Origin of the sequence: Frankia sp. Mgl5 (assembly GCF_023242985.1) — a bacterium.
In the GTDB taxonomy this organism is placed as follows: domain Bacteria; phylum Actinomycetota; class Actinomycetes; order Frankiales; family Frankiaceae; genus Parafrankia; species Parafrankia soli.
Genome location: NZ_JALKFY010000233.1, coordinates 1 through 253, shown reverse-complemented (window position 1 = coordinate 253; position 253 = coordinate 1). Strand labels below are relative to the sequence as shown.

Sequence of the window (253 nt, the reverse complement as noted above, 5' to 3'; positions counted from 1 at the left end):
CCCGTGTTTCGCGATGCGAACACCGCCGCTCGCCGCAACAATTGCAGCGGCCGTAGAGATATTAAAGGTGTTGCTGCCGTCTCCGCCCGTTCCGCACGTATCAATCACACCGTCTGCATTGATTGGAACACGGGTTGCCCGTTCCCGCATTGCTTGGGCGAATCCGATGATTTCCTCCGTTTGCTCTCCCTTTAGACGCAAGGAAGCGAGAAACGCGCCAATTTGCGCAGGAGTGGCTTTACCGTCCATGATC

At 56.5% G+C, this 253-nt stretch carries 1 protein-coding gene; it reads right to left on the bottom strand.

Going from position 1 to position 253, the window contains the following annotated elements; all coding sequences use genetic code 11:
* On the bottom strand, positions 1–253 hold a 253-nt coding region (locus MXD62_RS09150), incomplete at both ends, for an anthranilate phosphoribosyltransferase (protein WP_368862352.1).